Here is a 22,520-nt window from a genome sequence, read left to right as displayed (position 1 = left end):
GTAATGCCTTTGAGCCAATTCAGCAATTTTCGGTTACCCGAAGCGTCGTGATAATGGCCCTCTATTGAACGACGCGCTTTTTCGACAGGAGGCCTTGGATGACCGGCAGCGCGCCTCAGCAGCAACATCAGCAGCCCGACGCCTTTACCGTGCGCGACGCGGTCATCGACTTCGCGCGCCGCGTGGGCATGACCTCGATCTTCGCGAACCCCGGCTCGACCGAACTGCCCATGTTCCGCGACTTTCCCGCCGACTTCCGCTACGTGCTGGGCCTCCAGGAAGCCGTCGTGGTGGGCATGGCCGACGGCTACGCGCAGGCCACGGGCAACGCCGCGCTCGTGAACCTGCACTCGGCGGCGGGCGTGGGCAACGCCATGGGCAACATCTTCACGGCGTTTCGCAACCGCACGCCGCTCGTTGTCACGGCGGGCCAGCAGGCGCGTTCGATCCTGCCCTACGATCCGTTTCTCGCGGCCACCCAGGCCACCGAACTGCCCAGGCCCTATGTGAAATGGAGCATCGAACCGGCGCGCGCGCAGGACGTGCCGCTCGCGATTGCGCGCGCCTATGCGATCGCCATGCAGGAGCCGCGCGGCCCGGTGTTCGTCTCGATTCCCGTGGACGACTGGGACCAGCGCGCCGAGCGCGTGCCCGAGCGCGCGCTCGCGCACACCACGCGCCCCGAGCCCGCGATGCTGGAGCGCATCGGCGCGGCGCTCGACGCCTGCGCGCGGCCCGCCTTCGTGGTGGGCGGCGCGGTGGATCGCGCGGGTGCGGCGGACGACGCGGTGCGGCTCGCCGAGCGCTATCGCGCGCGCGTGTACGTCGCGCCCATGACGGGCCGTTGCAGTTTCCCCGAGAAGCATCCTCAGTTCGCGGGCTTTCTGCCCGCCATGCGCGAGCGCATCGTCGAACGGCTGGGCGGTCACGACCTCGTGTTCGCAATCGGCGCGCCGGCCTTCACGTATCACGTGGAAGGCCACGGCCCGCACGTGCCGCCGGGCGCGGTGCTGTGCCAGTTGACCGAGGATCCGGGCACGGCCGCCTGGACGCCGGAAGGCATGGCGGCTGTCGGCAATGTGCGCCTGGGCGTACTCGATCTGCTGGCGCGGCCCGCGCCCGTCATCGAGCGCGCGATGCCCGCGCGGCGCGCCGTGCCGCCGCGCGCGAGCGCGCCCGCCGGGCCGGGCGAGCGCATGTCGGTGGCGTACGCGCTGCAAACGCTCGCCGACGTGCGCGACGCGGGCACGACGGTCGTGGAGGAAGCGCCCAGCTCGCGCCCGGTGATGCAGACGTATCTGCCGTTCGAGCGCCCCGGCACGTTCTTCACGATGGACAGCGGCGGCCTGGGCTATGGCATGCCCGCCGCCGTGGGCGTGGCGCTCGCGAGGCCAGGCCAGCGCGTGATCGCGCTGATCGGCGACGGCTCCAGCATGTATTCGATCCAGGCAATCTGGAGCGCGGTGCAGCTCGGTCTGCCAATTACCTTCGTCATCCTCAACAATACGCGCTACGCGGCGCTCCAGGACTTCGCTCCCGTGTTCGGCTTCAAGCCGACCGACCCGGTGCAGGGCACCGACCTGCCGGGCCTCGATTTCGTGGCGCTGGCGGCGGGCATGGGCTGCCCCGGCGTGCGAGTGAGCGAAGCGGCCCGGTTACGCGATACGCTTGATGCCGCGCTGGCCGGGCAGGGACCGATGCTCGTCGAAACGATTGTCGCCTGAACGGTGCGCACGCAACCAACCGATAGAAATCAACGAGGAAACAGAACATGCAAACCGTAACGATGCTGATCGACGGCGAAGCGGTACAGGCGCGCGACGGCGCGACGTTCGAACGCCGCAATCCGCTGGACGGCACGGTGGCGAGCCGCGCGAGCGCGGCCACCGTGGAAGACGCCGTGGCGGCCTGCGACGCCGCGGCGGCCGCGTTTCCCGTGTGGTCGGCCATGGGGCCGGGCGAGCGCCGCGCGCTGCTGACGAAGGCGGCGCACGCGCTCGAAGCGAAAGCGGACGCGTTCGCCGCCGCCATGGCGGCCGAAACCGGCGCGTCGGGCATCTGGGCGGGCTTTAACGTGCATCTCGCGGCGGCAGGGCTGATCGAGGCGGCCGCGCTCACCACGCAGATGGGCGGCGAGCTGATTCCCTCCGACGTGCCCGGCAGCCTCGCCATGGGCGTGCGCCAGCCGGCGGGCGTCGTGCTCGGCCTCGCGCCGTGGAATGCGCCCGTGATCCTCGCGGTGCGCGCGATCGCGCTGCCGCTCGCGTGCGGCAATACCGTCGTGCTCAAAGGCTCGGAAATCTGCCCGGCCACGCACGGGCTCATCATCGCGGCGATGCAGGAAGCGGGCCTGCCGCGCGGCGCCGTCAACTTCGTGACCAACGCGCCCGCCGACGCCGCGCGCGTGGTGGAGGCCATGATCGCGCACCCCAAAGTGCGCCGCGTGAACTTCACGGGCTCCACGCGCGTGGGCCGCATCATCGCCGGGACCTGCGCGCGCTATCTCAAGCCCGCGGTGCTGGAACTGGGCGGCAAGGCGCCGCTCGTCGTGCTCGACGACGCCGATATCGAAGCGGCGGCGCACGCGGCCGCGTTCGGCGCGTTCGCGAATTCCGGGCAGATCTGCATGTCGACGGAGCGCATCATCGTCGACGAAAGGATTGCCGATGCATTCGTCGCGCGGCTCGGCGAGCGGGCGCGCGCGCTGCCGCTCGGCGACCCGCGCGAAGGGCCGGTGGTGCTCGGCTCGGTGGTGGACATGAGCACGGTTGAACGCTGTAACGCGCTGATCGACGACGCGCTCGCCAAGGGCGCGCAACTTGTCTGCGGCGGCAAGGCCGACAGCACGCTCATGCCCGCCACGCTGCTCGACCATGTCACGCCAGAAATGCGTCTCTACCACGACGAATCGTTCGGGCCGGTGAAGGGCATCGTGCGCGTGCGCGGCGAGGAAGCCGCGATTGCGTGCGCGAACGATAACGCGTACGGGCTTGCGTCGGCGGTATTCAGCCGCGATACCGCGCGCGCGTGGCATGTCGCGCAGCGCATCGAATCGGGCATCTGCCATATCAACGGGCCGACCGTGCACGACGAAGCGCAAATGCCGTTCGGCGGCGTGAAGGAGAGCGGCTTCGGGCGCTTTGGCGGCAAAGCGGGCATTGCGGAATTCACGGAACTGCGCTGGATCACCATGCAGACCGCGCCGCGTCACTATCCGTTCTGAGGGCGCGCCATGCATATCGCCATACTCGGCGCGGGTGCGATGGGCTCGCTGTTCGGCGGCCTGCTGGCCGAAGCGGGCCACCGTGTGACGCTGCTCGACGTCGACAACGCACACCTGAGCGCCATCAATGCGGGCGGCCTGCAACTCACGACCGACGCGGGCGAGCGCACCGTCACCAACCTCGAAGCGCTGCGTCCCGAGGCGGCGGCGCAGGCGGCGGATCTGCTGATCGTCTTTACGAAGACCATGCACACGCAGGCGGCGCTGGCTGCCGCGCGCGGCGCGCTGGGCCCGCAAACCGCGTTGCTTTCGCTACAGAACGGCTTGGGCAATGCCGAGCGTCTCGCCCGCTTCGCCGACCCTGCGCGCGTGATGATCGGCGTGACGACGTGGCCCGCCGACAAGCACGGGCCCGGCCGCGTGAGCTCGCATGGCGCGGGCGCGATCCGGTTGATGAGCGCGGACGGCGCGGCCTCGCCGATGCTCTCGCGCACGGTCGCGGCGCTCAACGACGCGGGTCTTGCCTGCACGGCCGACGCTGACGTCTGGGCCGCGATCTGGGAGAAGGTCGCGTTCAACGCGGCGCTCAACAGCTTGTGCGCGGTGACGGGCTGCACGGTGGGCGAGCTGACGAACGTGGCGGACGGCGAAGCGCTCGCACTGGAGATCGTCGCGGAGGTCGCGGCGGTGGCGCATGCGCATGGCGTGGCCGTGAACGCGGCGCATGTGGCGGACAACGTGCGGCATGCGCTCGCGCATCACCGGGCGCATCGCCCCTCGATGCTCCAGGACGTGATGGCGGGCCGCGCGACCGAGATCGAGGCGATCAACGGCGCGGTGGTGGAAGCCGCGCGCTCGCGGGGCATCGCGGTGCCCCATACGCAGACGCTGCTGCAACTCGTGCGTCTCGTCGATGCAAAGGATTCCCAATGAAGTAGTCAGCAAGCAATGGCATGGGTGGCGGGCTTGCGCCGCTCATGCCGTGCGACACGATTCCGGACACATGACTGCGCGCCCAAAGCGCAGCAAAGGAGACGCCTGATGAGTTACGCCACGCCCGCGCCCGCAACGGGAGCAACGCCGCATGAGCCCCCGGCCATTGCCGGCGGAACGGTCGATATCGGACGCACGCTCGACGAAGGCCCCTACGCCACGCTGCAAAAGATCGCCGTGGTGCTCGCGGCCTTGTCCATCGTCGTCGACGGATTCGACAGCCAGTTGATCGGCTTTGCGATTCCCGTGCTCATCAAGGAATGGGGTATTACGCGCAACGCGTTCGCGCCGGTCGTGGCGGCGGGGCTGATCGGCATGGGGATCGGCAGTGCGTTTGCCGGGCTGTTCGCGGATCGTTTCGGGCGGCGCTGGGCCGTGGTCGGCAGTGTGCTCGTGTTCGGCTCGGCAACCTGCGCGATCGGGCTTGCGCCGAACGTGGCGACAATCGCCGCGCTGCGCTTCATCGCGGGCCTGGGCATTGGCGGCGCGCTGCCCAGCTCGACCACGATGACGGCCGAATTCACGCCCGCGCGGTTCCGCACGTTCGCGGTGACGGCGACGATCGTGTGCGTGCCGCTCGGCGGCATGGTGGCGGGTCTATTCGCGGCACAGGTGCTGCCTGCGTATGGCTGGCGCGCATTGTTCTTCGTGGGCGGCGTGCTGCCGCTGCTGCTTGCGTTCCTGCTGCTCGTGGCGTTGCCCGAGTCGCCGCGCTTTCTCGCGCGGCGCCCGCGCCGCTGGCCCGAGCTCGTGCGGCTGCTTGGCCGCATGGCGCGCCAGGTCGCGCCCGATGCGGTCTTCACCGACGTGCGCGAGCAAAGCGCCGAACGGCACGCGGGCTTCACGGCGCTCTTTCGCGACGGCCGTGCGCGTGACACGGTGGCGATCTGGTGGGCGTTCTTCATGTGCCTGCTCGCCGTGTACAGCGCGTTTAGCTGGTTGCCGGCGATGCTGACGAGCGAGGGGTTGAGCGTGTCGCTCGCGGGATATGGGCTGAGCGCCTATAACCTGGGCGGTGTGATCGGCGCGTTGCTGTGCGCGCTCGCGATCACGCGTTTCGGGTCGCGCGTGCCGCTGCTGCTGTGCTGCGCGGGCGGCGCCGCGAGCGCGTGGATGATGCTCGGCGTGGGCGCGGCCCAGCATACCGGCTGGCTTATCCTGGGGCTTGGCCTGCACGGTCTCTTCGTCAACGCGGTGCAGTCCACCATGTACGCGCTTTGCGCTTACGTTTATCCAACCAGCGTGCGCGCCACGGGCACGGCCTCGGCGCTCGCGTTTGGCCGCGTGGGCGCGATCCTGAGCGCGTTCGCGGGCGCGGCGGTGATTACCGCGGGCGGCGCGACCGGCTATCTGGCCATGCTCGGCGCGGCAATGGTCGTGGTGCTGATAGCGCTAGCCGTGGTGGGGCGTCATATCCCGAAGGATCTGGCGCGTCGCGAGCGATGATGTAAGGGCCGATCCGGGTAGGCGTGCGCATTGTGTACGGTTCGCTCGGAGAAGTGGCGCGGACTTCGGCAGAACTTTCGAAGCTGCGCTGGGCGGCGCAGCCCGCCGCTTACTGGTCCACGCTGCCGGTGGCACGCATGACGACCATGCCGGAATCGAGCGTGAGGCACTTCATGTCGCTGCGTGCGCACGCTTTTTCCGAAACGGCTTGATGTGGGCCGACAACGAATACCTCGTCCGTTGGCACATGTTCTTCGAGCACCTTGCGTGTTTCCGCTTCGTTGGCGCGAGCGATGGCTTCACCTGAGGAGCGCGCAGTATAGGTCGCGTTCACGCTCATGTGGTGGCGCGCCGCGACGTACGTGAACGGAACGTAATCGAACGGAATGTCCATGACGGGCAGGAACACCATACGGCGCGCGCCACGCATCATCGCATCCACTCGCGCGTCACGCGTTTCGTCGGGCATGACCGCTTGGGTGTCGGTAGCGCGACGCAGCCAGCCGTGCCACGGTGCGAGATCGACGAACTGGATCACCAGCGCGCAAAGCATGACGAGTGCAGCCCGCGATGGCCGCAGGCTACGCGCGATACTGGCGATGGCTGAGAATGCCAGCAAATAGAACAGCACCCAGATGAAGCGACCGCTTGCGCGGACCACACCGGCCAGCGTCGCGAAGAACGGAGGCAAACCGACTTTCACGAGCACGTGGCTGCCGAGCGTGATGACGTTGCTGAGTGCGAGCAGCGCGAGCAGAACTGCGGCGGTACCTACCGCGATCGACTCGGACGAGGGGCGTAGCTGTTCGCCGCGCAGCCAGAACGCAGCACCGATCACGACTACGAGGAGCAGCCCCGCGCCCATATAGGCGTTACCCTCGTACTGGCCGCCGCTCCAGTCTGCCTGATCGCGCAGAAACACGGACATCGACGTCAAGCCGTCGTTCGTATGGAAAAACCAGGCCCCCGAGGACGGATCGATGAAGCTCAGCAGATTAGCGGAGAAGCCGCCGAACCCACCCGCATCCGGCATGACACCCTTCGCTCCCGAGAGGTACCCGGCGAGATACATCACGCATGCGAGCAGCAGGCCGAGCGCGACGGCGTGCAGCAGGAGAGTGCGTCGCTCCAGAGGTCGGATGATCCAGCGCAGCACCCAGTCGGCCGCCCACAGCGCGAGCACCATGACGAGCAGATAAAAGTGTATGAGCGACGTGCCGGCCACGAGCAGGGCCCAAGCGAAGTAGCGGCGACGTGGGGGCATGGCTTGCGCGGTCCATGCGAGCGTGAGCGCCGCAAGTATGAGCCAGTGCGCCGTCAAAGCTATATGGCCATGGCCACCTGGGCCGCGCGCAGTGACGATGGACGCCGTGGCGCAGAATGCGGCCATCGCGAGCGCCGGAATCATGCGAGCGCCGAGCCGCCATGCAAGCAGAGCGGCGAATGCGCCGTTGAGCATGAAGTTGGCGAAAAGCACAAATCCCTGGTACTGAAACGGATCAGGAAGGACGGCATGGAGTGGCTTTAACGCTAGCGCGACGAGCGGCACCGAGTCAGTGAAAACGATGCTGTTGGGCGCCATGTCGCCGAGCATGGGGTTCGCGCCGGGTGGCCAGTGCCAGCTGTCGCGGCGGAACATGTCCCAGCCGAGGAAGGGGCTGGAAATGTCACCGCCCTGGAGCAGCCAGCCGACGTTGCCTGGCATGGCGATGCGCCAGCCGTAGAGCCAGAGGGCGACGGCGAGGCCGATAGTCATTCCCCCGAGCCACACTAAAAAGGTACAGTCAGCGCCTGTGCGCAGGTGTGCGAATCTTGCTCTTACTGCTTGCGTCATGCCGATCCTGTTAAGCACGTGCATTATTCGGGGGTCGCGGTGTGCGGTGTCAATGTTACGGCCCGCGTAAGAGCCGCCTCGTCGTGCAGCACCCGGTCGATCTGTTCGATGGATTCTCGCTGGCCCGTCAGGCTGGCAGCCGCGTTCGCTGCGATGCCGGCTACCGCGCTGGCCGCGCCCGCCGCCGACCGGATGCAATTGCGCACGACATACACAGGCCGTTGTTTCGCCTCTTCATAGGTCCGTCCGAGATACTCGCCAATGACCCCCAGCGTCACGAGCTGGATGCCGCCAAAGAAGAGAATCAGCACGACGAGCGAGGCATAGCCGGGAACATCGATCCCTCGCACGAAGGTTCGCGCGATGATGATCGCGCCATAAAGGAACGCGACCGAAGCAATGGCCGCGCCGAAGTACGTCCATACGCGCAGCGGCAGCGTGCTGAAACTGGTGATGCCTTCCAGCGCGAGGTTCCACAATTTCCAGCTGTTGAACTTGGTTTGCCCCGCCGCGCGCGCCGGGCGCTCATAGCTCACCTCGGTTGTGCGAAAACCAACCCAGGCGAACAGGCCTTTCATGAAGCGCCGCTTTTCCGGCAGGCGGCGAATCGCATCCACCACCTTGCGATCCATCAGCCGGAAATCGCCCACATCCTGCGGGAGCGCGGGACGGGAAATGCGGCTCATCAGGCGATAGAAAGCGCGTGCGGTGACGCGCTTGGCCGCGCTGTCGGCGGACCGGTCCTGACGCCGGGCGACGACGACTTCCCAGCCTTCGCGCCAGAGCGCCAGCATCTGCGAGATCAACTCCGGAGGGTCCTGCAAATCCACGTCCATCGGCACGACGGCGTCGCCGTTGGCAAAGTCGAGGCCGGCGGTCAGCGCGGCTTCCTTGCCGAAATTGCGGGAGAGGTCGACGATGACGATATTGCCGCGAATGCTGGCCTCGCGTTCGAGCACGGCAAGCGTGGCGTCGGCGCTGCCGTCGTTGACGAATACGACTTCCCAGTCGATGTCGGGCAGTGTGCCGAACGTGGCATCGAGCGCGCGCAGGAAAATGGGGATGGCGTCGGCCTCGTTGTAGACGGGCGCAACAACGCTTAGCAGCTTGCGAGCGGCCATTGAATTCACGGTTATTCTCCTGGGCTCTCGGTCGTTGTGTGCGGAATGTGAGCGAGCCGTCGTGGTGAGGCACTTCCCCAAAGTGGCTTGACAGTCTAGCGGCTGAAAGTGCGGGGAAGTGTGATGGCCGTCACACTGCGCCGGGCGTGTTTGGTGTCTTCAGTGGCCTCGGTGGCGCACCGGTGCCTTCGACCGTGCGGGCTCAGTCCAGCCGGGCGACGAGCGCGGCGAACCCGGCCCGGTAGCGTCGCGCAAGCTCGGATGCCGTGGCGCGCAATGCCTCGCGCTCGGCGGACAGCGCACGGTCCACCGCTTCGGCCTGGTCCGCGATGGCCACCGTGCCGGGGACGCCATCGGGCTCCCAGGTTGCCGCGTAGGCGACGTGTTTGGTCAAGGACGCAATTTGATCAGGATGACTGATATTCAGGCGCGGCAGCGCGCAGGCCATCGCCACGATGCGCCCGTGAAGGCTGCTGCCGCAATACACGCGGCTGCCGGCGATCAACGCGCAGATATCCCACACGTTCAGCGAAGCGAACACATGGGCCACAGCGCGAGGCAGCCGTGCCGCGAGACGTTCATACACCGCGAGGTCGTCGTGCCAGGGCGCGGCGCCCGCGCGAAACAGCACGATGCCGATGCCGTGCGCGAGCGCCACGCGTTCGAGCTGCGCGGCAAGCGTGTCTAGCGTCGCATCGTCGCCGAAATCGGCGCTGAACTGCACGGCTGCGTAGCCTCGGGGGAATGCTTCGAAAACGTCGCGCAGCGCTTTCTTTGCCGTGTGCCGCCGTATCGTCGTGCCGAACAAGGCCATGGTCATCGCGGCCGGGTCGGGTATGAGATCCGCATCCACGCCTCGTTGCGCGAGCACCGCCTGGGTTTGCCGGTCGCGCGCGCTTACCGCCCCGGCGGATTGCAGTGCGTGCAGCACCTCCGCTCGCAGGTCGGCGTCGCGCGCGTCGAGATCGACGCCGCCCACGGCGTTGAACGCGAGGTGCTTCACCGGCACGCCAGGCAAGGTAGCCTTCGAAACCACATAGGGCGCGAGCGATGCGGTGCCGAACCGGGCGCGCGCCCAGGCGCGCTTGTCGCGCAGCCAGTCTCCTTCGGCGCCAATGAGCGCTTGCACGCGTGAACGTGGCGCGAGCATGACGGCCGCTTGCCAGGCATCGCAGGTCAGCAGTTCGCCGCCCGCGTGAATCACGTTAACCGGGCGGCCGCGCGCGAATGCCTCGACCTGGGCGAGCGCGACCGTGGCCGGTCCGCCATCGCTGCACGGGGCGCGGGCGGCGAGCCCGGCGACGAGCACTTCGCGATCCGGCAGGAGGCGCGCGGCCACCTGTGCGATCAGCAGGTCGCCGAAGTTGTGCCGGTCGAACGCGCCGAACAATACGGTGGGCGTGCGCGCCATGGCGGCCTCAGGCGGCGCGCCCCGCCGTGGCCGAAAACGTTTCCCGCTTCATCGAAAGCCCTGGTCTGCGAATGGAAATCAAGCCGCTCCGGCCAATATCCGCCAGTCCTATGGGCTTTTCAACCGATCCGTGGGGGCCATGCGGGGTTGGCGCGCGAGGCCGCGGCGCGGGCCGTTCTGGCGCCATAAGGAAGTCTTAAGCATTGGTCGCGGACACTGTCGGCTTTGCCGACAGTGTTTCGCCCCGAATGAGAACGGTCTACTCCGAACTGAAGAGAGCGCATCTGCGCCCGACGTCCAGCCGCGTGGCCGTGCTGAAGGTCTTTCACGACGCGCCCCTCGAGCATTTGAGCGCCGACCAGGTGTTTCGCCGCATCGCCAGCGATGTCGAGCAATGCAGCCTCGCGAGCGTCTATCGGGCGCTCGCGCAGCTAATGGATTCGCAACTGCTCACGAGCACATGGGTGGGCGAAACGCGCGTGGTGTACGAGCTCGGCCGCGGGGCGCCGCACGCGCACCTCGTCTGCGAAGGCTGCAAGACCGTGTGCGATATCGACGAGCCCGCGTTGCAGCACCAGCACGCCTCCATCGCGGCCTCGAAAGGCTTTCGCTACACGCATTCGAGCCTCGTCGTCTTCGGGCTTTGCGCCGCTTGCACGCCGGCCGCGTGAGCCGGCGCGCGGTCCTCACGCTTGCGCGTGCTTCAGCGCACTCGCCACGGCTCTGAGCGCCAGCAGATACCCCTCCACGCCCAGCCCGCAAATCACGCCTTTCGCCGCGAGCGAGATCAGCGAGTGGCGGTACTGCTCGTCGCGTTGATGAATGTTCGTGATGTGCACTTCGACGAGCGGCTGGCGGATCAGCTTCGCCGCGTCGAGCACCGGTATCGACGCGAACGAGAAGCCCGCCGGATTGATGACGACGGCGGCGTCCTTTTCAAAGGCTTCCTGGAGCCAGTCCACCATCACGCCTTCGTGGTTGGTTTGCCTGAACTCGCATTGCAGCCCGAGCTCCTCGGCTAACGCGCGCGTGCGCGTTTCGACCTGCGCGAGCGTGGTCGTGCCGTACAGGTGCGGCTCGCGCTTGCCGAGCATGTTGAGATTCGAGCCGTTCAGGACATAGACAAGTGGTTTCATCGTGCGATTGCGTATTTCAGGGTTTCAATGGGAATGCGATTGCATGGGCGTGTTGCCCGACGCGCCGAGCACGTTTGCCGCGGTATCCACGCGGTTCATGTCGATGCCGCGCGTTTCGGGCGCGGTGAGTATCATGACGAGCGAGATCACGTTGAAGACCACGCACACCGCCACGACGCCCCACGGCGAACCGTTGCACACCGCGAACAGCCAGACGGCGAGCACCGGCATCGGGCCGCCCGCCACGAGGTTCGCGCCCGTATAGGCGAGCGCCGAGCCGGAGTAGCGCACGTTGGTCGGGAACGCCTCGGCGAAGGCCACGGGCTGAATGCCGCTCTGAAACTGCGTGAAGCCGAGGAAGAAGCCCATCGCGGCGAGCATCGGCAGGAAGCTCTTCGTGTCGAGAATCTGGAAGTAGAAGAACAGCATGGCGAGCGTTGCGATCGAGCCCACGGCCAGCGCCTTCTTGCGGCCGATGCGGTCGCTCAGCATGCCGCCCGCCAGTGCGCCGACGATCGCGCAGACATTTGCGCCCATCAGCAACATGAAGCCGGTTTGACGCGGCATGGCCAGCGTTTTCGTGACGTAGCTGAGCGAGAACACCACGATCAGATAGAAGATCGCGGCCGGGCCGCAGAAGAACAGCATCCAGCGCAGGACCGTGCGCCAGTGCAGGCGCAGCGCGTCGCGCAGCGGGCTACCCACTTCCGCCACTTCGGTCTTGCTCAGCGCGACGAAGGCGGGCGTTTCGCTCACGCGCAGGCGGATGTAGACGCCTACGATCACGAGCACGAAGCTGAGCACGAACGGCACGCGCCAGCCCCACGATTCGAACGCCTGCGCGGACATCGAAGCGGAGAGCGCGAGCAGGACCCCGTTGGCCATGATCTGGCTGAGCGGCGAGCACAGACCAAGGAGTCCTGAATACTTGCCGCGGCGCTCGGGGCTCGCGTGCTCGATCGCCATGAGTTGCGCGCCGGTGGATTCGCCGCCCAGCGCGAAGCCTTGCAGGATGCGCAGCGCGACCAGCAGCATGGGCGCCCAGACGCCGATGCTCGCATAGGTGGGCAGCAGGCCCATGAGCATCGACGAGAGGCCCATGACCGTGACCGTGGCGAGCATGAGATTGCGGCGGCCGAGCTTGTCGCCGAGATGGCCGCAGATGATCGCGCCGAGCGGGCGCGCGGCGAGCCCCACGCCGAAGGTCGCGAGCGAGGCGAGCAGCGCCGAGGTCGCATCCATCGCGGGGAAGAACAATTTGGGCAGCACGGTGGCCGCCAGCGCGCCGTAGAGCGTGAAGTCGAGCCATTCGAGCGCCGTGCCGACGGCGGCCGCGGTGACGGCGCGCGTGCGCATCGCCTGGTGGCCGTCGGGGTGTGCCTGCTGGTTCATGTTGTCTCCTTTTTCCAAACCTGGTGGCGGTTCGCCTTGCGCGAGCCGCGCTTTATGGACGGCGTGGTTTCGCCGTTTCTCTTCTGACGCCGGGGCTTTTTCTTCCGGCCGCCGTCAGTGGTGCACAGATTAACAGCGCTGGTGGGACGCCATTCCAGGCTGGAATTTCATCTCATAATGTGCAATGATCGGCGCGATCGAAGCATTGAAACGAAGGAGACGCCATGCCGGGCGTGACGGAAAGAACGATGGCCGTGCTGGAATTCCTCGCCACGCAGATGGAAGGCACGCCGCTCGCGATGATCTCGGACCAGCTCGACATTCCGCGCAGCGCGTGCCACCGGCTGCTCGTCGATCTCAAGCAGTGCGGCTACGTGCGCCAGTTGCGCGAGCATGGCGACTATGTGCTCACGACCAAGCTCGTGGGGCTCGGGCTGAGCTATCTCGCGACGTCGGGCATCGTGGACGTCGCACAGAGCATGCTCGACCGCCTCGCGGAGAAGTCGGGCGAACTCGTGCGTCTCGCGATCGTGGACGGCGACCGGCTCACGTGGGTGGCGAAAGCGCAGGGCGCGCTCAAGGGCCTGCGCTACGACCCGGACATGGGCATGGACACGATACTTTCATGCAGCGCCACGGGCCACGCGTGGATGATGAGCATGACTGACGAACGCGCGCTCGAACTCGTGACGCGCCAGGGCTTTGGCAAGCCCGCGCAATACGGGCCGCGCGCACCCACTACCGTCAAGGCGCTGCTCGAATTCGTGCATGCCGCCCGCGAGCGCGGCTATGCGACGATCAACGAAGTGTTCGCGCCCGGCATGACGGCGATGGCCGCGCCCGTGCAGCGGCGCGGTTATGCGGCCATTGGCGTGATCAGCATTGCCGGGCCGGCGGTGCGGCTCACGGAACAGCGCATGGCCATGCTCGGGCCGGCGCTTGTTGCGGCGGCCAGTGAGCTTGCGGCGGCGAGTCTGGCCTCGCCCTTGCTGGGCAGAGGGCGGTGAACCTCGCGGCGTATCGCCGGAAGGTCCGGTGAGTGGCGACGATCTAGCGTTGTGCGGCAGGCATGGTTGCGCCCTCCACGATCCCTCGTGCCGCCTGGCCGATCATCATCACGTCGAAGGCCAGCAGCAACATGCGATACCCGGCCGCGCGCTTGCACTGCGCGGTTTGCGCGTCGAGCGCGACACCGCCCAGCGCCACGCCCGCGCGAAGGATCTTCTCTTCGGCTTTGTGCACGAGCGCCTGCACGTCGGGATGATCGAATTGTCCGGGCACGCCAAGACTCATTGAAAGATCGAACGACGCGATCGCCGCGACATCGATGCCCGGCACGGCCAGGATCTCGTCGAGCCGCTCGACGGCCTGCGCGTCCTCGACCGTGATGACGTTGAGCATTTCGGAGTCGGCGGCGCGAATATAGTCCGGGCCGCTCAATCCCCAGCGCGTTGCCGCGAGCGAAGGCGCGAAGCCGCGCGAACCGTTGGGCGGGTAGCGCAGCGATTCGGCAGCCTGGCGCGCGAGTTCAGGTGTGGAGATCATCGGAAAGTTGATGCCCATGGCGCCCGTTTCCAGCGCGGTTTTGACGAGCCACGGTTCGGTCCACGGAACGCGCACGACCGGCGTGACCGGCGTGCCGCGCGTGGCGGCCACCATGGCGTGCAGACTGTTCATGTCGATGGGGCCGTGCTCCATGTCGAAGATCAGCACGTCCACGCCACTCGCGGCAAGCAGTTGCACGAGTCCCGCGCCGGGCAGTTCGACCATGAAGGCGGTCACGGTTTCGCCCGCTGCGAGGCGGGTCTTGGCACGATTGTGGTGCGCGGATGATCCTGATTGGGCGGACATGTCAATCTCCGGGCGAGGGCGTAAACCGGTGAGTGCGTGTTCGCTATATTGCACGGACTGACGCGCCCGCGCACGCAGAACGATTTTCCCGAACAGCGCTTCTCCTGCGCCTTCGAAAGGAGGCGGCCGGGTTGATTCGATCGCTCCCGCCGATCCGCTTCGCCATTGCGCGAGCGCAAGCACCTTAAACGCAAAATTTCGTCATAACGGCTACCATGGCAAGCCGCCAGCACACTTGCAGTGATTTGCGCGGCGAATCAACCTGGATAGAGGAGCAATAGAAAATGTCTTTCCGCAAGACGATGTTGGCCGTGGCCGCGTTCAGCGCCGTGGTGGCCAGTGCCAGTGCGAATGCCCAGATCGCGGGCGCACAGCCCCTGAGCGTGACGGTGGAGCAATCGCAGGCGCTGCTCGAAGGCTGGAGCGTGAAGAAGAGCGTGCTCGGCAAGGCCGTTTATAACGACGACAACGCGAAAATCGGCACGGTGCGCGACCTGATCGTGGCGCCGGACGGTTCGGTGTCGGCAGCAATCGTCGCGGCTGGCGGTTTCCTTGGCGTCGGCTCGCACGACGTCGCGGTGCCCATCGCGTCGCTCGACGTGCGTCAGGGCAATCTCTATCTGCCCGGCGCAACCAAGGAAGCGCTGAAGGCTACGCCCGCGTTCCAGTACGCGAAGGTCGAAACGCCGCCGAAGCCCAAGAAGGTCGAAAAGCAGCAGTAAGCGCTCCGAGCGCTAAACGGCTGCAAACCGTCGGGCCATGCGACCACATCACGTGGGCGCATGGCCCGACGGCGTTTTGGGGCCTGCGCGTGCCTGACGGCGCATGTCAGCAGCCGCATTGCAGTCCGGCGGTTGCAGCGTCATGCCGTGCAGCCAGCGAGACGCAGCGACGCGCGGCGGCGACCAGCCTTCCAGCAACGCCGCATCGAGCCGGTAAATTTCGATGCCGGGCGGTTGGCAGACTTCCAGCGGGTCGCGTGCCGGGGCTCCACAAGCGGGGTGGTTCAGTATTAATTCGGATTCCTTCGTAAAGTCCGCGAGCACGATGCGAGCGCGCCGCCGGGATGCACGAAGCCGTATAGGAAGCGTGCAACCGTACGCAATGCCGGGTTCACCCGGCTAACGGTTTCGTAAGAAATGTCACGTTCTTCAACAGTTGCGCTCGCGCCCGCGACTGAGCCGGCCGGCGTCGCTCATGCGCGGCGACGGCCCGTGCCAGCGCGTTTCCCGTCGATCATGGCGATGCGGGAAACCATGACATGCGTCCCGGCAAAGCGATGCAACACGCTCCGCCACTTGTCTTCGAATGTCCCGGTGCTAGATTGGTCGGCTCGAAAAACAACGCATGGGAGCACGAGAATGACACCGGTTAGAACCAGCCTGGTTTGCGCTTTGGCCGCAGCGCTTGCGGCCTGCGGCGGCCTGCAAAGCATCGATCCGAACGCCGCGATGTCGGCGGGCACGAACCTGCTCAAGGCCGCAACACTTTCGGACAGCGACATCGTGGCGCTCTCGACCGAAGCTTGTAAAGCAAGCGACACCCAGTCGACCGTGGCGGCGCCCGGCAGCGCGTACGCGCAGCGTCTTGCACGCGTGATGAGCGGTTTCGGCGACATGACGCTCAACGGCCAGCCCATCGCGTACAAGGTTTATATGACGAAGGACGTCAACGCCTGGGCGATGGGCAATGGCTGCGTGCGCGTGTATAGCGGCCTGATGGACGTAATGAACGACGACGAACTTCGCGGCGTGATTGGTCACGAAATGGGCCACGTCGCGCTCGGCCACACGAAGAAGGCCATGCAAACCGCCTACACCGTGAGCGCGGCCAGAACGGCCGTTGGCGCGGCGGGCAACGCGGCGGTGACGGCGTTGAGCACCTCGCAACTCGGCGACCTCACGGAACAGTTCGTCAACGCGCAGTTTTCGCAATCGCAGGAACGCGCGGCCGACGATTATTCGTTCGATCTGCTCAAGAAGAAGGGCATGAATGAGAAAGGCCTGGTCACTGCGTTCCAGAAGCTCGCGACCGTCGACGGCGGCCAGAGTTCGATGCTGAGCTCCCACCCCTCGTCGCCCAGCCGCGCCGCGCATATCGAAAAGCGCATCAAGGACGGAGGCTGACCGCGTGAATCGCGCGCCGGGTTGATCCGGGAGCGCCGCGCCGTGCGTGGCGGCGCTTCGTGTACAGTTCGCTTACTTCATGCCCGCGGCCCGTCGGCGTTCCCCGCCCGAGGGCCGCCGCCCAACGAGACGCGACAGTACATGATCAGACTGGAAGACCTCGTCATCTTCATTAGCGCGGCGGACAACGGCAGCCTGTCGGCCGCCGCCCGCCAGCTCGATCTCACGCCCGCCGTGGCGAGCGTCGGGCTCAAGCGGCTCGAAACCGAACTCGGCACACGCCTGCTCGCACGCTCCACGCGCAGCCTGCGCCTCACGCCGGACGGCGAGCGCTACCTCGACTACGCGCGCAACGTCATGGAGCAGGTGGAGGCCGGGCAGAACGCCGTGGCGCACGGGCGCAAGATGATTGGCGGCGTGGTGTCGCTGTCGATGCCCTCCGACCTCGGGCGCAACGTGCTCGCGCCCTGGCTCGACGAATTCCAGGCGCGGCATCCGGCCGTGTCGTTCCAGGTGCGTATCGGCGACCATGTGACCGACATGTTCCGCTCGCCCATTGCCGTGGCGATCCGCTATGGCGTGCCCGAGGATTCGTCGCTCGTGGCGCTGCCGCTCGCGCCCGAAAACCGCCGCGTGCTGTGCGCCGCACCGGGCTATTTCGCGCGCCACGGGCGGCCCGCCGCGCCCGCCGATCTCTCGCGCCACAACTGCCTGCGCTTTGCGCTGAGCGACATGCTGCATGATCGCTGGACCTTCTATCGCGGCGACGAACCGAGCGTCGTGACCGTGCACGGCGACCGCAGCAGTGACGACGGCGAACTCGTGCGCCGCTGGGCGGTGGCGGGGCACGGACTCGCGTACAAGTCGCGCCTCGACGTGCTGGCCGACATCCAGGCGGGCCGCCTCGAAACCGCGCTCGACGCGCTACCGGGCGAGGGCGCGCCGCTGCATCTCGTGTGCGCGCATCGCACCATGCTCTCGCCCACCGTCAACGCGCTGCGCGACTTCCTGCGCGAACGCATCGCGGCGTATCTGGCGTGACCTGGCCTGATGCAGCTTGATCCGGGCTCGCGTGTGACGCGATCTTCAACGCCTCTTTGAAGCTGTCTTTGCCGTTTGCCGCTATGCGCGCCAGGCGCGCCGGCCGATCATCCGTGGCAGCACGAATGGCTCGTGCCGGCACGGAGGCTTTGATGATCGTCGCAATTGGCCGCTTTTACCTGCGCGCGGACAGAATTTCGCACTTCGAGGCTGCCTGGCGGCGCGTGTGCCCGCTGCTCACGAACAAGCCGGGCTATCGCGGACACCGCCTCGGCCCGCAGTGCGAGGACTCGGGCTGCTACGTGCTGGAGGTCGAATGGGACAGCCTCGACGCGCAGAGCGCATTCATGACGCACGACGACTTTCCGCAATTTCTGCACACGCTATGGCCGTATTTCTCGGCGGATCCGGATCTTTACCATTTCGAGCCGCTCGGTCAGGAGGCCGTCGCGCCGCGTGGCTCACGATGAGCGCGTACCGAGGGTGTGCATCGACATTTGATGGCAGACTGTCGAACGCCCTCAAACCCGGGCGCGCGGCGCGTGTTGCCGCGCGCTTTCTCATTTCCGTGGAGTCAAGAACATGAGCACCCAGATCATCGTCGCCGAAATCGTCGCCATGCCCGAGCATGCAGCCGTCGTGGCGCAAGCCCTCGAAGAGGCCGTGCACGCCGTACGCAAGGAGCCGGGCTGCGAGCAATACGATCTGCACCGCGACGTGAAGAACCCGAACCGCTTCTTCATGCTCGAGCGTTGGCGCGACGAGGAAGCGGTGCGGCAGCACGCCGGGGGAGCGGCGCTGAAAAAGCTTGCGGGCGTGCTGGAGTCGCGCGCGAAGCTGGAAGTGACGACGCTCGAACACATCGTCTAAGGCGCGGGCGCTTTCACTCCCCGCCGCCAGGCGTTTCCCCGAGATCGATCTCGTCCATGCCCTTGTTGAGTTGATTGAGGAAGTGAACGAGCGAGACCTTGTCGTCGAAGCGAAAGCTCGCGAGCGCCTGGCGATAAAACTCGTAGATCTTCGGCTGCAAGCTCTCCCAGAACAGCTTGCCCCCTTCGGTGAGCACGACTTTCTTCGCGCGGCGGTCGACGGTGTCGGCCACGCGCAGCACGTGGTCGTCGCGTTCCAGCCGCTTGAGCACGCCGTCCAGGCTCTGGCGGCTCACCACGAGGTAGTCCGCCAGTTCGGAAAACGACATGCCCTGCGCGACCTGCGGGCGCGAGAGCGCGCCGAGCACCGACCACTGCACGGTGGTGATGCCGAGCGCTTTCGTCGTCTGCCGGTCGAGCGTGTTGCCCGCCTGGAACAGGCGGAAGAACAGCCGGTTGTGGATGGACGAGACGGATTGATCGTACGATGGGTCGTTCTGGGTCATGGGCGGCTTTCGGTGTCCGCGCGCTCGCGCGGCACGCAATGAGACAAATACCTGATACGAAGATATTGACCGGAAGTCGATCCGGCGTCCAGACGGACAATATACTCCCCGGCAATATCCCTCCTGTCATCTCCCATATATATCATGATGTTGACGTAATTTGAGCGCTCGCCTAGAGTGTGGAAACCCCCACGAGACTATCCAGAGACATCCCCATGGCGATCCACGACCGGCTTTTGACCCCGCTTACCGTCGGCGCGACAGTGCTGCCCAACCGCATGGTCATGGGCGCCATGCACACGCGGCTCGAAACGCTCGACCGCCCGCACGAGCGGCTCGCCGCGTTCTATGCGGCGCGCGCGGCGGGCGAGATCGGGCTGATCCTGAGCGGCGGCTTCGCGCCGAATCCGCAAGGCGTGATGGAGCCGGGGGGGCCGCTCCTGAACCGCGAGGAGCAACTGGACGAGCATCGCGCCGTCACGCGCGCCGTTCATGCGGCGGGCGGGAAGATCGTGCTACAGATCCTGCATGCGGGCCGCTATGCGAAGGTGCCGGAATGCGTGGGGCCAGGCGCCGCCAAGGCAAGAATCAACGCCTACGCGCCGCGCGCGCTGAGCACGGAGGAAGTGCGCGCGACCGTGGCCGATTTCGCCGCCACCGCCGCGCTCGCGGTTCAGGCGGGATACGACGGCGTCGAGATCATGGGCTCGGAGGGCTATCTCATCAACGAGTTCACGGCCGCCGTGACCAACGCGCGCGACGACGAATACGGCGGCGGCTTCGAGGGGCGCATTCGATTTCCGCTCGATATCGTGCGTGCCGTGCGCGCGCGCATTGGCCGCGAGCCGATGCTCATCTACCGCATCTCTTCCATCGACCTCGTGGAGGGCGGCATGAACGGCGCGGAAATCGCGGCGTTCGCGCGGGCGGTGGAAGCGGCCGGTGCGGATCTCATCAACACGGGGGTGGGCTGGCACGAATCGGCCGTGCCAACGATCGCGGCCTGCGTGCCGCGCGCGGCCTGGCGCGACGCGATCCGCAACGTCAAGGAGGCGGTGTCGATTCCGGTGATGGCGTCGAACCGCATCAACACGCCCGAGGTGGCGGAGGAACTGATCGCCTCGGGCGTGGCCGACCTCGTATCGATGGCGCGTCCGCTGCTGGCCGACCCCGACTTCGCGAAGAAGACGCGGCTTGGCGCAGCCGATGAAATCAACACCTGCATCGGCTGCAATCAGGCCTGCCTCGACCGCATTTTCACGGAGCGCACGGCCACTTGCCTCGTCAATCCGCGCGCGGGACGCGAGATCGAGTTCCCGGCGGGCAGCGCGCCGCTGGCCAAACGCGTGGCGGTGGTGGGCGGCGGCCCGGCGGGCATGGCTTGCGCGATCAACGCCGCGGAGCGCGGCCATGCGGTCACGCTGTTCGAGGCCGACGCGCGCCTGGGCGGCCAGCTCAATCTCGCGAAGGTCGTGCCGGGCAAGGCCGAGTTTCACGAGATGCTGCGCTATTTCGAGGTGCGGCTGAAGAAGCTCGGCGTGACGCTGCGGCTTGGCGCGCGTGCGACGGCCGATGCGCTCGCGGGCGGCGCGTTCGACGAGATCGTCATCGCCACGGGCGTCACGCCGCGCGTGCCCGACTTCGCGGGCGTCGATCATCCCAAGGTGCTGTCGTATGTCGACGTGCTCTCGGGCAAGGCCGAGGCGGGCGAGCGCGTGGCCATCATCGGCGCGGGCGGCATTGGCTTCGATGTGGCCGAGTATCTGCTCGGCGACGCGCGGGAATCGCTGGAGCGCGGGGTGTTTTTCCACGCATGGGGCGTCGATCCGGCCAATGCGAGCGCGGGCGGGCTCACGCAAGTCAACGGCGAGGGCGCGCCGCGGCGCAGCGTCCACATGTTCCAGCGTAAGGCGGAACCGCTCGGCAGGGGCCTGGGCAAATCGACGGGCTGGATCCTGAAGGCGCGCTTGCGCAAGGCGAGCGTGATGATGACCTCGGGCGCGACTTACGACGCGATCGACGATGAAGGCCTGCACTACCGCGTCGACGGCAAGCCGCATGTGCTCGCGGTCGATCACGTCGTGTTGTGCGCGGGCCAGCACTCGAACCGCACGCTCCACGACGAACTGGTCGCGCGCGGCGCGAAGCCCAGGCTGATAGGCGGCGCCGATGTGGCCGCCGAGCTCGACGCGTTGCGCGCCATCGATCAGGCCACGCGCCTTGCGATGATCCTGTGAATCTTCCGCGTGCGCGCGCCGCGTAAAATGCGGGGGATTCGCGCAAGAGGACTTCACCCCGCATGCTCCCCAAAATACTCGTCAGCGCTTGCCTGCTCGGCAGCCCGGTTCGCTACAACGGCTCGGCGAAGACCGTTGCGCATGCATTGCTTGACCAGTGGCAGCGTGAAGGGCGGCTCGTGCCGGTTTGCCCCGAGGTCGCGGGCGGCTTCGGCGTGCCGAGGCCACCGGCGGAAATCGCCGCGGCGGCTTGCGGCGCCGCGGTGCTGGCGGGCACGGCGCGCGTGATCGACGTGCGCGGCACGGATGTGACCTCGCACTTCGTCGACGGCGCGCAGGCGGCTCGCCCATGATTGCCGCTTTGCGTTGCTCACAGACGCCAGCCCTTCGTGCGGCAGCCGCGCGATTTACGACGGCAGCTTTGGAGGTCGCAAGCACGCAGGTGCGGGCGTCACGACCGCGCTGCTGCGCCAGCATGGCATCGAGGTTTTCGCGGAAACGGAAATCGATGCGCTGGAGGCGCGGCTTGCGCGGTTCAACGCGTAGGCGCGCGTTTTTCGAACACGTCCTTGAACACCGGCATTGCCGAGAACGCATTCGGCCAGCCTGCGTGGAACGCGAGTTGCGTGAGTATTTCGGATGCCTGATCGATCGTCAGGCCGTTGTCGAGGGCACGATTCAGGTGATAGGGAATCTGCGCGGCATGGCCGTTGGCCACGAGCGCGCTGACCGTCACGAGGCTGCGGTCGCGCGGCGCGAGGCCGGGGCGCAGCCACAGGTCGCGAAACAGCACGTCGGTGGTGTACTGCACGACGCCGGGCGCAACCGCGCCAAAGTTCTGCTCCACGGTGCTCGCGCGGGCCGCTTCGGCGGCTTCGTTCAGCGGCAGCAGGTCGACCTGCGCGGGCGCGAGTTGGTCGGGGCCAATGCCGCGTTCCTCGAACACCGGCCTCGCGACGCTCGCGGCCGAGGCGCCATTGGCCCAGCCCGCATAAAAGGCGAGATGCGTGATGATTTCCGAAATCTCGCCGGGCGTGACGCCGCTGTCGAGCGCGAGGCGCAGATAAAACGCGAGATCGACAGTCTGATTGCGCGCGATCAGCGCCGCCACGGTGACGACGCTACGATCGCGCGGCGACAGTTGCGCGCGTTGCCACAAACCGTCGAGCACCGTTTGCGTCGTGTAGCGTGCGAGGGCCGGGGCGACGGCGCGCAGATCGTCGAGCGAGGGGGCATGCTGCATGTTCAAGGTCCTTGGGACGTAGTCTCAGACGCCGAGCGTAGCACCGCGCTTTCCAGCGATTAAGCCGCTAAACGCGCATGCCCTTATCGAC

General features: G+C 66.8%; 21 protein-coding genes and 1 pseudogene. 13 read left to right on the top strand and 9 right to left on the bottom strand.

Annotation, left to right across the window (positions count from 1 at the left end):
• Positions 1-98 precede the first annotated feature (98 nt).
• The 4 genes from mdlC to C7402_RS30055 all read left to right on the top strand — a co-directional run bounded on the left by mdlC (position 99) and on the right by C7402_RS30055 (position 5,662).
• Positions 99-1,724, top strand: a complete 1,626-nt coding sequence (gene mdlC, locus C7402_RS30070; protein ID WP_116613215.1) for a benzoylformate decarboxylase — start codon at positions 99-101, stop codon at positions 1,722-1,724.
• 47 nt (positions 1,725-1,771) lie between these two features.
• Positions 1,772-3,223, top strand: a complete 1,452-nt coding sequence (locus tag C7402_RS30065; protein WP_116613214.1) for an aldehyde dehydrogenase — start codon at positions 1,772-1,774, stop codon at positions 3,221-3,223.
• Positions 3,224-3,232: 9 nt separating this feature from the next.
• On the top strand, positions 3,233-4,156 hold the full coding sequence (locus C7402_RS30060; protein ID WP_116613213.1) for a ketopantoate reductase family protein: 924 nt from the start codon (positions 3,233-3,235) through the stop codon (positions 4,154-4,156).
• A 108-nt stretch (positions 4,157-4,264) separates the two neighbouring features.
• Complete coding sequence (locus C7402_RS30055; protein WP_116613212.1) at positions 4,265-5,662, top strand: MFS transporter; 1,398 nt, start codon at positions 4,265-4,267, stop codon at positions 5,660-5,662.
• Between the two features lie 109 nt (positions 5,663-5,771).
• On the opposite strand, the gene C7402_RS30050 is transcribed toward C7402_RS30055, so the two are convergent.
• The 3 genes from C7402_RS30050 to C7402_RS30040 all read right to left on the bottom strand — a co-directional run bounded on the left by C7402_RS30050 (position 5,772) and on the right by C7402_RS30040 (position 10,028).
• Positions 5,772-7,418: a DUF6311 domain-containing protein gene (locus C7402_RS30050; protein ID WP_112173524.1), complete on the bottom strand. Its 1,647-nt coding sequence runs from the start codon at positions 7,416-7,418 to the stop codon at positions 5,772-5,774.
• Between the two features lie 101 nt (positions 7,419-7,519).
• The gene (locus C7402_RS30045) at positions 7,520-8,617 is read right to left on the bottom strand and encodes a glycosyltransferase family 2 protein (protein ID WP_116613211.1); all 1,098 of its coding nucleotides are present in this window, start codon (positions 8,615-8,617) and stop codon (positions 7,520-7,522) included.
• 202 nt (positions 8,618-8,819) lie between these two features.
• Positions 8,820-10,028 carry a polysaccharide pyruvyl transferase family protein gene (locus tag C7402_RS30040; protein WP_116613210.1) on the bottom strand — a complete coding sequence of 403 codons (1,209 nt, stop codon included), beginning with the start codon at positions 10,026-10,028 and terminating at the stop codon, positions 8,820-8,822.
• Between the two features lie 248 nt (positions 10,029-10,276).
• Here C7402_RS30040 and C7402_RS30035 point away from each other — a divergent pair, with 248 nt between their 5' ends.
• Positions 10,277-10,699 carry a Fur family transcriptional regulator gene (locus C7402_RS30035; RefSeq protein WP_116613298.1) on the top strand — a complete coding sequence of 141 codons (423 nt, stop codon included), beginning with the start codon at positions 10,277-10,279 and terminating at the stop codon, positions 10,697-10,699.
• A gap of 15 nt (positions 10,700-10,714) precedes the next feature.
• Here C7402_RS30035 and C7402_RS30030 read toward each other — a convergent pair whose 3' ends face one another.
• Both C7402_RS30030 and C7402_RS30025 read right to left on the bottom strand, forming a co-directional pair.
• Positions 10,715-11,164 (bottom strand): type II 3-dehydroquinate dehydratase, encoded by a 450-nt coding sequence (locus C7402_RS30030; protein ID WP_112173521.1) that lies wholly within the window; start codon positions 11,162-11,164, stop codon positions 10,715-10,717.
• A gap of 24 nt (positions 11,165-11,188) precedes the next feature.
• Positions 11,189-12,556: an MFS transporter gene (locus tag C7402_RS30025; protein ID WP_112173520.1), complete on the bottom strand. Its 1,368-nt coding sequence runs from the start codon at positions 12,554-12,556 to the stop codon at positions 11,189-11,191.
• 224 nt (positions 12,557-12,780) lie between these two features.
• Here C7402_RS30025 and C7402_RS30020 point away from each other — a divergent pair, with 224 nt between their 5' ends.
• Entirely contained in the window at positions 12,781-13,563 is a 783-nt protein-coding gene (locus C7402_RS30020; protein WP_116613209.1) for an IclR family transcriptional regulator, read from the top strand.
• Positions 13,564-13,606: 43 nt separating this feature from the next.
• Here C7402_RS30020 and C7402_RS30015 read toward each other — a convergent pair whose 3' ends face one another.
• Positions 13,607-14,407, bottom strand: a complete 801-nt coding sequence (locus C7402_RS30015; protein WP_116613208.1) for an HpcH/HpaI aldolase family protein — start codon at positions 14,405-14,407, stop codon at positions 13,607-13,609.
• Between the two features lie 284 nt (positions 14,408-14,691).
• Between C7402_RS30015 and C7402_RS30010 the strand changes: the two genes are divergently transcribed.
• A complete protein-coding gene (locus C7402_RS30010; protein WP_116613207.1) occupies positions 14,692-15,129 on the top strand; it encodes a PRC-barrel domain-containing protein in 438 nt (145 codons plus the stop codon).
• 48 nt (positions 15,130-15,177) lie between these two features.
• Here C7402_RS30010 and C7402_RS30005 read toward each other — a convergent pair whose 3' ends face one another.
• A complete protein-coding gene (locus tag C7402_RS30005) occupies positions 15,178-15,453 on the bottom strand; it encodes a hypothetical protein (protein WP_116613206.1) in 276 nt (91 codons plus the stop codon).
• 315 nt (positions 15,454-15,768) lie between these two features.
• On the opposite strand from C7402_RS30005, the gene loiP reads away from it, so the two are divergent.
• The 4 genes from loiP to C7402_RS29985 all read left to right on the top strand — a co-directional run bounded on the left by loiP (position 15,769) and on the right by C7402_RS29985 (position 18,444).
• Positions 15,769-16,533: a metalloprotease LoiP gene (loiP, locus tag C7402_RS30000; protein WP_116613205.1), complete on the top strand. Its 765-nt coding sequence runs from the start codon at positions 15,769-15,771 to the stop codon at positions 16,531-16,533.
• 141 nt (positions 16,534-16,674) lie between these two features.
• The gene (locus C7402_RS29995; protein ID WP_116613204.1) at positions 16,675-17,574 is read left to right on the top strand and encodes a LysR family transcriptional regulator; all 900 of its coding nucleotides are present in this window, start codon (positions 16,675-16,677) and stop codon (positions 17,572-17,574) included.
• A gap of 152 nt (positions 17,575-17,726) precedes the next feature.
• Complete coding sequence (locus C7402_RS29990) at positions 17,727-18,044, top strand: antibiotic biosynthesis monooxygenase family protein (protein WP_165842025.1); 318 nt, start codon at positions 17,727-17,729, stop codon at positions 18,042-18,044.
• A 112-nt stretch (positions 18,045-18,156) separates the two neighbouring features.
• Positions 18,157-18,444 (top strand): putative quinol monooxygenase, encoded by a 288-nt coding sequence (locus C7402_RS29985; RefSeq protein WP_112173513.1) that lies wholly within the window; start codon positions 18,157-18,159, stop codon positions 18,442-18,444.
• 13 nt (positions 18,445-18,457) lie between these two features.
• On the opposite strand, the gene C7402_RS29980 is transcribed toward C7402_RS29985, so the two are convergent.
• A complete protein-coding gene (locus C7402_RS29980) occupies positions 18,458-18,949 on the bottom strand; it encodes a MarR family winged helix-turn-helix transcriptional regulator (RefSeq protein ID WP_116613202.1) in 492 nt (163 codons plus the stop codon).
• A gap of 215 nt (positions 18,950-19,164) precedes the next feature.
• Here C7402_RS29980 and C7402_RS29975 point away from each other — a divergent pair, with 215 nt between their 5' ends.
• Entirely contained in the window at positions 19,165-21,186 is a 2,022-nt protein-coding gene (locus tag C7402_RS29975) for an NADPH-dependent 2,4-dienoyl-CoA reductase (protein ID WP_116613201.1), read from the top strand.
• 62 nt (positions 21,187-21,248) lie between these two features.
• Positions 21,249-21,732 (top strand): annotated as a pseudogene (locus tag C7402_RS29970) (2-thiouracil desulfurase family protein).
• Here the strand turns inward: C7402_RS29970 and C7402_RS29965 are convergent.
• Positions 21,722-22,429, bottom strand: coding sequence for a carboxymuconolactone decarboxylase family protein (locus tag C7402_RS29965; RefSeq protein ID WP_116613200.1), 708 nt, complete (start codon positions 22,427-22,429; stop codon positions 21,722-21,724). The pseudogene C7402_RS29970 and the gene C7402_RS29965 overlap by 11 nt on opposite strands.
• Positions 22,430-22,520: the final 91 nt, after the last annotated feature.

Source organism: Paraburkholderia unamae (assembly GCF_003096875.1).
Classification (GTDB): domain Bacteria; phylum Pseudomonadota; class Gammaproteobacteria; order Burkholderiales; family Burkholderiaceae; genus Paraburkholderia; species Paraburkholderia unamae.
The sequence above is the reverse complement of the archived record's forward strand: the minus strand, read 5'-3'. Positions and strand labels throughout refer to the sequence as shown.